This window comes from Kitasatospora sp. NPDC057738 (genome assembly GCF_042798815.1).
Classification (GTDB): Bacteria; Actinomycetota; Actinomycetes; order Streptomycetales; family Streptomycetaceae; genus Kitasatospora; species Kitasatospora lactacystinica.
The window spans coordinates 2309-11545 of the sequence record NZ_JBHVJT010000100.1 but is presented as its reverse complement, the minus strand read 5'-3'; the positions used below and the strand labels follow the sequence as shown (position 1 = coordinate 11545).

The window sequence follows — 9237 nt, the reverse complement described above, 5'->3', positions numbered from 1 at the left end:
CGGCCCTCCCCCGGGCGGAGGGGCCACCCTTTCTTCATGGTGCCCCTCCCCGGGGGCGGGGAGAACCCCTCCACCCACCCCCCCTCCCCCCGGAGCGGCACTCCGGGCGACGGGGGCGCGGGCCGGCCTCAGGCCGGAATGGCGTTGACGTACTCGCGCATCATCCGGGGGACCCGGTACGCGTACTGGTGGCCGCGATTCACCTGGACGACGGAGAAGTCGACCAGTTCGGCCAGGACGTCGAGGTTGCGGGAGGGCTCCCGGCCGGCCGGGCCGCCGCCGTCGACGGGCTCCTGCCGGATGTCGTCGATGGAGAACTCCTCGGGGAACCGGGAGAGCCGTCTGAGTGCCCGGCGCTGCCGTTCGTCGAGCAGTCCGTACGCCCAGGCGAGGCTGCGGTGCAGCGAGCGGTGGTGGGAGAGCCCGCCGACCTCCTCCTGGCCGAGGATCGGCAGCACCCGGCACTCGTCCACCAGGACGTGCAGGGGCACCGAGCGCATCCGCACGGCGGCGTTCTCGATCGCGAGCGCCAGGCCGCCGAGGCGTCGGCAGAGCTCGACGACCTGCGGCATCTGGTCGCCGAGGTCGAGCGTCGGGGCGACCGAGTGCACCCGGTGGCAGAACAGCTCGGCGGCCGGCGGGCAGCCGTAGGGGCCGTCCGGGTGGTCGACCGACAGCGGTGAGACCTCCCACAGGTCGGCGGGGACCCCGGCGGGCGCCCGCAGCGAGGTGATCATGATGTGGAGTGCCGGGTGCCGCGCCAGCAGTGTCCTGACCTGCCGGGCCACCGTGTCGATGACGTGCTCGGCGTTGTCGACGACCAGCAGCAGCTGCAGCTCGGGGCCGGTCCGCGGGTCGCGGCCGAAGCCCCGGAGGAGGGTGTCGAGCGCGCGCTGGGCCTGGGCCGAGGCGGCCGCCGGGTCGACGGCCTCGGGGGTGACCGAGCCGAGTTCCAGGACCACGACGCCGTCCCGGAAGCGGTCCAGCAGGTGGGCGGCCGAGTCCAGCGCCAGCCGGGTCTTGCCGACCCCGGCGGGTCCGGTGAGCACCAGCGGACGGCCCGGTCGCAGGGCGGTCACGACGTGCAGCAGGTCGGCCCGTCGGCCGACGGTGATGTCCGTCTTGGGTCGCAGTCCCCGCCACCGCGCGTTGTCCGGGAGCTCGGCGACGCGGGCCGGGAATCCGGGTTCCGGCCGGGTGGGCGGCAGCCCGGCCGGGGCGCCCGCGTGAACGACCTGGGAGAGCAGGGTGTCGTCCCGGTTGGTCGCCGCGGCGAACAGCGCGCCCACCAGGAGTTCCACGGAACTGCGGCGCGGATTCTTGATGGCGCCGGTTTCCAGGTTGCGAATGGTGCGGACGCTGACAGTGGAGTGTTCGGCTAATTGCTCCTGGCTCCAGCCGACCATCTTCCGTTGGGTCACCAACATCGATCGAAGCTGATTGTTGTCCATTCCCCCGCGCTTCCTGCTGTTGTGAGCAGAATAAAAGTCAGAACTCGATGCGATCGCTTTTACGGCGCCCATCGCTCCGAAAAGCGATCACTGTCGCCGGGCGGTCGGGCAGCCGGGCGGAGCGCGGGCGTGCGCGCTCGTTCCGGCAGGGGGCGCAAGGGACCCGGGCCGCCAGGTGTCAGGGCCGCCAGGTGCCTGGGCGGCAGTGTGCCAGTGCCGTGGAATAATGAATCGGGGACGTGATGACGGGTTGTCGCAGTTGTTCGTGGCGGTCTTCGGCGATGATTCGACGGTGATTCGAGGTGAGGTGATCGCCGCCATCGGCTGCTCAAGCGACGCGCGAACGAGTGTACTACGCGGACTATTTTCGGCGAAGCGGTCACAGCGTTCGATTTGCCCCTCCGGGACCGGCAACTTCGCTCCGGATCCGGCAATTTTCGGCATTGCGGCCGATATTGTGCAAGCATTATCGGCCACCGTGGCCGAATCCCGTCGCTTGTTCCCGGAGTCGGGCATCGATTGTTCATGGAATCGACCGCCGCCCGTTCCCGGGTCGGATCGGCGCCGTCCGGCGGGCTGTCGGGCGCCCTCGGCCGGGGTTGTCGGGGATGCCGGCCGGGGTTCTCGGGGGATACTCGTTCAACTGCGGAAACCCCGGTGGACGCCCGGGGAAACCCGGTTGAGCCCACCCACAGCCGAAGGATAAGAAGAGGAAATGACAACGCTCAAGGAGCAGCTGCACGAGAACCTCACGGCTGCCATCAAGGACCGGGACGAGCTGCGCGCGTCCACCATCCGGCTCACGCTGGCGGCCGTCACCAGCGAGGAGGTGGCGGGCAAGCAGAAGCGCGAGCTGTCCGACGCCGATGTGCTGAAGGTGATCGGCCGCGAGGCGAAGAAGCGCCGGGAGGCGGCCGAGGCCTTCGACACGGCGGGCCGGACGGAGCAGGCGGCCCGGGAGCGGGCCGAGGGTGAGGTGCTGGCGACCTACCTGCCCAAGCAGCTCTCCGACGAGGAACTGGCCGCGATCGTGGCGGCCGCCGTGGCCGAGAGCGGTGCGAGCGGCCCGCAGGGGATGGGCGCCGTCATGAAGCTGGTGAAGCCCAAGGTCGACGGCCTGGCCGAGGGCGGCCGGGTCGCCGCGGCCGTGAAGGCCGCCCTGGCCTGAGCCGGGTGCCGGACGCCCCCGTGGGCGCCGGTCCGCCGGTCAGCCGGCCCGCTGGTCCGCCGGTCCCGACCCGTCGCCCAGGTGACGCCCCCAGGTGACGCGCCGCCCCGGTGACGCGCCGCCTCGGTCATGCGCCGCCCCGGCAACACGGCGAAGGGGCGCCCTCCGCACTGGAGGGCGCCCCTTCGCCGTGTCGGCCGTTTCGCGGCCCGGGACGGGTCAGCCGTTCCCGTTGCCGCCGCCGTGCCGGCCGCCGTTCCCGTTCCCGTTGCCGGGGAAGGGCGGGAAGGTGAACCCGCCGGGGAAGCCGCCGGGCAGTCCGCCGGGGAGCCCGCCGGGCTGGCCGCCGGGCTGGCCGGGGTTGCCGCCCTGCTGCGGCGGCGGGGGGTTGCCGCCGGGCTGCGGGGCGTTCGGGTCGGTGGCCGGTGCGGTGGCGCCCGCCGGGGGAGTGGCCGGCTGCGGGTCCGGGATGTTGGCGGTCTGGATCGGCTCCAGCGGCGTTCCCTTGAGCGCCTGGTTCATCGCCATCGCCCAGATCGGGCCGGGGCCGTCGGCGCCGAACACCTCGGGGTAGTACTTGCCGCCGATGGTGATGTTCTTCATCTTGACGCCGCCGGCCGGGCCGCCGAGCCAGACCGCGGCGGCCAGCGACGGGGTGTAGCCGCTGAACCAGGCGGCCTTCTTCTCGTCGGTGGTACCGGTCTTGCCGGCGATCTTGCGGCCGTCGTCCATGGTCAGGGCGGCCGCGGTGCCCTTCTCGGTCACGTTGAGCAGGACGGCGTTGAGCGAGTCCGCGGTCTGCTCGGAGAAGGCCTGGCTGCACTGGGACTGCGGGACCGGGATGTCCTTGCCGTCCACCGTGGTGATCTTGTTGATCGCGATCGGGGTGCAGTACTTGCCGCGGGCGGCGAAGGTCGCGTAGACGTTCGCCATGGTCAGCGGGGAGAGCTCCAGGGTGCCGAGGACCATCGAGGGCACCTCCTGGAAGGCGTCGCCCTTGGCGGACTGGGTGATGCCCAGCTTGTTCGCCATCTGCTTCATCGCGCAGAGGCCGACCTGCTGCTCCATCTGCACGAAGTAGGTGTTGACCGAGCGGGCCATGGCCTCCTTCAGCTGGTACGGCCCGACCTCGCTGTCCTGCTCGTTCTTCACCGTCTCCTTGGGCTTGACGGTGTTCTTCCAGGTGCCCGAGCAGGTGGACATCTGCGGGTACTCGATCTTGTTCTCGGACGGGAACGCCTGGGTGTTCGACATGCCCGACTCCAGCGCGGCCGCGGCCAGGATCGGCTTGAAGGTCGAACCGGTCTGGAAGCCGTTGCCGCCGCCCATCGCGGCGTCCACGTTGAGGTTGACGACGGTCTGGTTCTTGTTCGGGTCCAGGCCGTACGGGCGGGTCTGGGCCATCGCCAGGATCTTGCCGCTGCCCGGCTCCATCATGGTCGCGGCGGCCGACACCGTGTCGGTCACGTTGACCTTCTTGGTGACGGCGTTCTGCGCGGCGGCCTGCTTGTCCGGGTCCAGCGTGGTGTAGATGTTCAGGCCGCCGGTGTTCCACACCTTCTTGCGCTCGTCGGCGTTCTTGCCGAAGGCCGGGTCCTGCTTGACCACGTGGCGGACGTAGTCGCAGAAGAAGCCCATGCCGGCCTGGGCGGTGATGCAGCCGTTCTGCGGGTCCTTGTACTTCAGACCCAGCGGGGCGGCCTTCGCCTCCTTCGCCTGGTCGGCGGTGATGTGCTTGTTCTCCAGCATCTTGTCGATCACGACGTTGCGGCGCTTGACCGTGTTCTCGGGGTAGCGCACCGGGTCGTAGGACGACGGGTTCTGCACCATGCCGGCCAGGGTGGCGGCCTCGGCGACGGTCAGGTCCTTGTTGCTCTTGCTGAAGTAGCGCTGGGAGGCGGCCTCGACCCCGTAGGCCTGGTGGCCGTAGAAGGTGATGTTGAGGTAGTTGGTGAGGATCTGGTCCTTGGACAGGTCCTCCTCCAGCTTGATGGCGACCTTGAGTTCCTGGATCTTGCGGCCCAGGGTCTTGCGCTGGGCCTCCAGGACGGCCGCCTGGTCGTCGCCGGCCTTCTCCACGTTGACGTTCTTCACGTACTGCTGGGTCAGGGTGGAGGCGCCCTGGGAGGCGGTGCCGCTCTCCGCGTTCTTGCTGACCGCGCGGAGGATGCCCTTGAGGTCGACGGCGCCGTGCTCGTAGAAGCGGGCGTCCTCGATGTCCACCTGGGCGTGGCGCATGAAGGGCGACATCTGATCGGCGGTCAGGACCGTGCGGTCGCGCTCGTAGACCTTGGCGATCAGCCCGCCCTTGGCGTCGAAGATCTGGGTGGCCTGGGTGAGCGGCGGGGTCTTGAAGTCGTCCGGGATGTTGTCGAAGCTCTCCGCCGTGTCCTTGGCGGTCAGCCCGATGGCGCCGACGGCGGGCAGGGCGAGACCGGCCAGCAGGACTCCGGAGAGCACGCTGACGCCCAGGAACTTCACGCCGTTGCCGGCGTGCTCCAACGGTGATCCGCCGGTCCTGCCGCGCGGAGCTCCGGTGTTGCCTGGGGGCTGGGGTGCCTGTGGGCGCTTCGGTGCCATGGGGAGAACCCTACGTCGCGGATTCCCGCACACAGCGGCAGGCGTTCGCCTAGGCTTGTCACAAGCTTGCGACAGCTTCGGTGCGTCAACATCGCTCACTCTTGTGGGCGAGGAGACTTGCCTGAAATGCCCCGTGATGTCCGGGTTTTGAGGCAGCTGTGGCCTGCTGTACCCGTGTGTTCAGTCACGCTCCGTGGTGACTCCTGTGGCGAGAGTGCGGGCTCCGCTTTTGGCAAGGCGTGCGACCTGCGATCACTCCAACGAGTGAGCTGATCGATACCCATAGTCCAATCGGGTCATTCGAGATTGAGCCCGAAGGGGCTGTTGCAAGCTGTCGTTCTTCCGTAACGTCCTCAACTGGCAACGGTGAATATGCCGTTGCCGCCGTGGGGGAGCCTCGAAACGGGAGAGGACGGCGCCGGCATGGGCTGGGTTGACGACTGGAGTGCGCAGGCCGCCTGCCGCACGAGTGATCCGGACGAACTGTTCGTCCAGGGGGCGGCGCAGAACCGCGCGAAGGCGGTGTGCAGCGGCTGCCCCGTCCGGACGGAGTGCCTCGCGGACGCCCTGGACAACCGGGTGGAGTTCGGGGTGTGGGGCGGGATGACGGAGCGCGAGCGCCGTGCGCTGCTGCGCCGCCGCCCGACCGTCATCTCGTGGCGGAGGCTGCTGGAGACGGCACGCACCGAGTACGAGGAGTCCCTCGCGACCGGAGTGATACTGACGGACTACGCCCAGGCGGGCTGAGCCCGCCCGCACCGCGCGGTCCGGGCCGGTCGGCCCTCGGGCACGGGCTACACCGCGCCGTTGAGCCGGTCCCCGATGGCCCGGAGCCCGTCCAGGTCGTGCACGTCGCCCGGCAGCGCCGGCACCTCCACGATCGGCACGTCCGGGTACACCGAGACGAAGCGGTCGCGGGTGCGGCGTTCGCGCCCCATGATCTGCATCCGCTCGGCGTGCAGTCGCAGCAGCCCGGCCGCGAGCAGTTCCGCAGCGGGCGAGGCGTGCTCCGATCCGTTCTCCTCCAGGGCCTCGGCGGCCGCCAGCGCCCGCTCCGCGGTGAGCTGCGGTGCCCCCGTGTCGTGCACCCGGTTGAGCACCAGCCCGGCCAGCGGCATCCGGTCCGCGGCCAGCCGGTCCACGAAGTACGCCGCCTCGCGCAGCGCGTCCCGCTCCGGCGCGGCCACCACCAGGAACGCCGTGCCCGGCGCCTTGAGCAGCTGGTACGTGCGGTCCGCGCGCTCCCGGAAGCCGCCGAACATCGAGTCCATCGCGCTGACGAAGGTCTGCACGTCGGTCAGCAGCTGAGCACCGAAGATCTTGCCCAGGGTGCCGGTGAGCAGTCCCATCCCGACGTTCAGGAAGCGCATCGCGCTGCGCCCGCCGACCTTGGCCGGGGCGGTGAGGATCCGGATCACCCGGCCGTCCAGGAAGGACCCGAGCCGGTTGGGCGCGTCCAGGAAGTCGAGCGCCGAGCGGGACGGCGGGGTGTCCACGACGATCAGGTCCCACTCCTCGGCGGCGCGCAGCTGCCCGAGCTTCTCCATCGCCATGTACTCCTGCGTGCCCGCGAAGCCGGCCGACAGGGACTGGTAGAAGGGGTTCTCCATGATCGCCTTGGCCCGCTCGGGCTCGGCGTGGGCCAGCACGACCTCGTCGAAGGTCCGCTTCATGTCCAGCATCATGGCCTGGAGCTCGCCGTCGCCGGTGACCCCCTTGACCACCCGGGGGGTGTTGTCGAGCTCGGTCAGGCCCATCGACTGGGCGAGCCGGCGGGCCGGGTCGATGGTCAGCACCACGACCTTGCGGCCGCGCTCGGCCGCCCGCAGGCCGAGCGCCGCGGCGGTGGTGGTCTTGCCGACGCCGCCGGAGCCGCAGCAGACGATGATCCTGGTCTTCGGGTCGTCGATCAGCTCGTCCACCGCGAGTCGCCGCCCGGTGCTCCGCACCCCGCTGTTCGAGGTCATGCCGCCCCCTGCCGCTTCAGTTCGCCCGCCAGCCGGTACAGCCCGCCGAGGTCCACGCCTTCACCCAGCAGCGGCAGTTCGTACGTCGGGAGCCGCAGCTGCTGGATGTCGGCGCGCTGCGCGCGCTCCAGCTCGACCCGCTCGGCGTGCTCCCTGGCCTGCGCCAGCAGGGGGTCGATCAGCGGCTCCACCGCCGCCCGGACCTTCTCCGCGGCGCGCGTGCGGCCGCCGAGCCCGGCCTCGCCGAGCGCCACGGCGACCTCCTCGCGGTGGTCCCCGTCCACCGCGGCCACCGCCGCCGCGTCCAGCACCGGCGGCCGGACCATGTTGACCATCACCCCGCCCACCGGGAGCTTCGCCTCGCGCAGCTCCCCGATGCCGTCGACCGTCTCCTGCACCGGCATCTCCTCCAGCAGGGTGACCAGGTGCACCGCGGTCTCCGGCGACTTCAGCACCCGCATCACGGCCTGCGCCTGGGTGTGTATCGGGCCGATCCGGGCCAGTCCGGCGACCTCCGCGTTGACGTTCAGGAACCTGGTCAGCCGCCCGGTCGGCGGGGCGTCCATGACCACCGCGTCGTAGCGCCGCCGGCCGTCCGGGTCCTTGCGCCTGGTCGCCTCGCAGGCCTTGCCGGTGAGCAGGACGTCCCGCACACCGGGCGCGATGGTGGTGGCGAAGTCGACGAAGCCGACCTTCTGGAGCGCCTTCCCGGCCCGGCCGAGCTTGTAGAACATCTCCAGGTACTCCAGCAGCGCCAGCTCGGTGTCGATCGCCAGCGCGAAGACCTCGCCGGGCCCGCCCCCACCGGCGGCCAGCCCCAGCTGGGCGCGGGAGACCGAGGCGATCCGGCGCTCCTCGTACGGCAGTGCGGCGATCCCGAACAGCTCGGCGATGCCCTGCCGGCCCTCGACCTCGATCAGCAGCACCCGTCCGCCGTCGGCGGCGAGCGCCAGGGCCAGCGCCGCGGCCAGCGTGGTCTTCCCGGTGCCGCCCTTGCCGCTGACCACGTGCAGCCGGACGCCCTCCCAGTCGGGGTCGCGCCGGGCCGCCTGGCCGGGGGTGCGTGCCACGCTCCGTCTCCGTCCGTCTCCGTCCTACGGGCGTCCCCTCCTGACGAGGGTGCCCCTCACCAGGGTCCCCTCCCGACGGGGGTGCCCTTCACCAGGGTGCCCTCTCGCGAGGGTAACCAGGGAGCGCACCGGATGCCCGGAGCACCTGGGCCGTCAGGCCGGATCATGCCCTCTTTGTGCCCCACCTCACACGCCTCGCGGCCGTCGGAGCGGATCACCGCGACGGCTCGTCTAGAGTCTGGCCATGACCAAGTGGGAATACATGACGGCGCCCCTGCTGGTGCACGCCACCAAGCAGATCCTGGACAACTTCGGCGAGGACGGCTGGGAGCTCGTCCAGGTCGTGCCCGGCCCGAACCCGGAGCAGCTGGTGGCCTACTTCAAGCGGGAGAAGAACGCATGAGCAAGGTCGAGGAGAAGCTCGCCGAGCTGGGTCTGACCCTGCCTCCGGTGGCCGCCCCGGTCGCCGCCTACGTGCCGGCCGTGCACTCCGGCGACCTCGTGTTCACCTCCGGCCAGCTCCCGGTCGTCGGCGGCAAGCTGCCGACCACCGGCAAGGTCGGTGCCGAGGTCTCCCCGGAGGAGGCCAAGGACCTCGCGCAGATCTGCGGGCTGAACGCCCTGGCCGCCGTGAAGTCCGTGATCGGCGACCTCGACCGGATCGAGCGGGTCGTCAAGGTCGTCGGCTTCGTCGCCGCCGCCCCCGACTTCATCGGTGTCCCGGCCGTCGTCAACGGCGCCAGCGAGCTGCTCGGCAAGGTGCTGGGCGACGCGGGCGTGCACGCCCGCAGCGCCGTCGGCGTCGCGGTGCTGCCGCTGGACGCCCCGGTCGAGGTCGAGCTCGTGGTGCGCCTCAAGACCGTCTGAACGTGATCGCGGGGGCGGGGGCGGGGGTGCTCCTCGCCCTCCCCCCCTGGTTAGAAGGGTTATTGTCGCGCTGTTGGGCTTTTGGGGATCCCCAAGGACGCCATCCGGCCCCGGACGGGGACATCACGCAACAG

General features: G+C 70.9%; 8 protein-coding genes. 4 read left to right on the top strand and 4 right to left on the bottom strand.

Annotated elements, in window-relative coordinates:
* Window positions 1–128: 128 nt before the first annotated feature.
* A complete protein-coding gene (locus ACFVGO_RS35900; RefSeq protein ID WP_380358351.1) occupies window positions 129–1427 on the bottom strand; it encodes a helix-turn-helix domain-containing protein in 1299 nt (432 codons plus the stop codon).
* Window positions 1428–2166: 739 nt separating this feature from the next.
* Here ACFVGO_RS35900 and ACFVGO_RS35895 point away from each other — a divergent pair.
* The gene (locus ACFVGO_RS35895) at window positions 2167–2619 is read left to right on the top strand and encodes a GatB/YqeY domain-containing protein (protein ID WP_359905693.1); all 453 of its coding nucleotides are present in this window, start codon (window positions 2167–2169) and stop codon (window positions 2617–2619) included.
* 219 nt (window positions 2620–2838) lie between these two features.
* Here ACFVGO_RS35895 and ACFVGO_RS35890 read toward each other — a convergent pair whose 3' ends face one another.
* Window positions 2839–5121, bottom strand: a complete 2283-nt coding sequence (locus ACFVGO_RS35890) for a transglycosylase domain-containing protein (RefSeq protein WP_359905696.1) — start codon at window positions 5119–5121, stop codon at window positions 2839–2841.
* Between the two features lie 501 nt (window positions 5122–5622).
* On the opposite strand from ACFVGO_RS35890, the gene ACFVGO_RS35885 reads away from it, so the two are divergent.
* Window positions 5623–5946 (top strand): WhiB family transcriptional regulator, encoded by a 324-nt coding sequence (locus ACFVGO_RS35885; protein ID WP_030240986.1) that lies wholly within the window; start codon window positions 5623–5625, stop codon window positions 5944–5946.
* Between the two features lie 47 nt (window positions 5947–5993).
* Here the strand turns inward: ACFVGO_RS35885 and ACFVGO_RS35880 are convergent, their stop codons facing one another.
* Complete coding sequence (locus tag ACFVGO_RS35880; RefSeq protein WP_359905699.1) at window positions 5994–7166, bottom strand: ArsA family ATPase; 1173 nt, start codon at window positions 7164–7166, stop codon at window positions 5994–5996.
* Entirely contained in the window at window positions 7163–8236 is a 1074-nt protein-coding gene (locus ACFVGO_RS35875) for an ArsA-related P-loop ATPase (RefSeq protein ID WP_359905701.1), read from the bottom strand. The genes ACFVGO_RS35880 and ACFVGO_RS35875 overlap by 4 nt, the downstream gene beginning before the upstream one ends.
* 244 nt (window positions 8237–8480) lie before the next feature.
* Between ACFVGO_RS35875 and ACFVGO_RS35870 the strand changes: the two genes are divergently transcribed.
* Window positions 8481–8639 (top strand): DUF4177 domain-containing protein, encoded by a 159-nt coding sequence (locus tag ACFVGO_RS35870; RefSeq protein ID WP_094743074.1) that lies wholly within the window; start codon window positions 8481–8483, stop codon window positions 8637–8639.
* Entirely contained in the window at window positions 8636–9103 is a 468-nt protein-coding gene (locus tag ACFVGO_RS35865; protein ID WP_359905704.1) for a RidA family protein, read from the top strand. The genes ACFVGO_RS35870 and ACFVGO_RS35865 overlap by 4 nt, the downstream gene beginning before the upstream one ends.
* The last annotated feature ends 134 nt before the right edge of the window (window positions 9104–9237 follow it).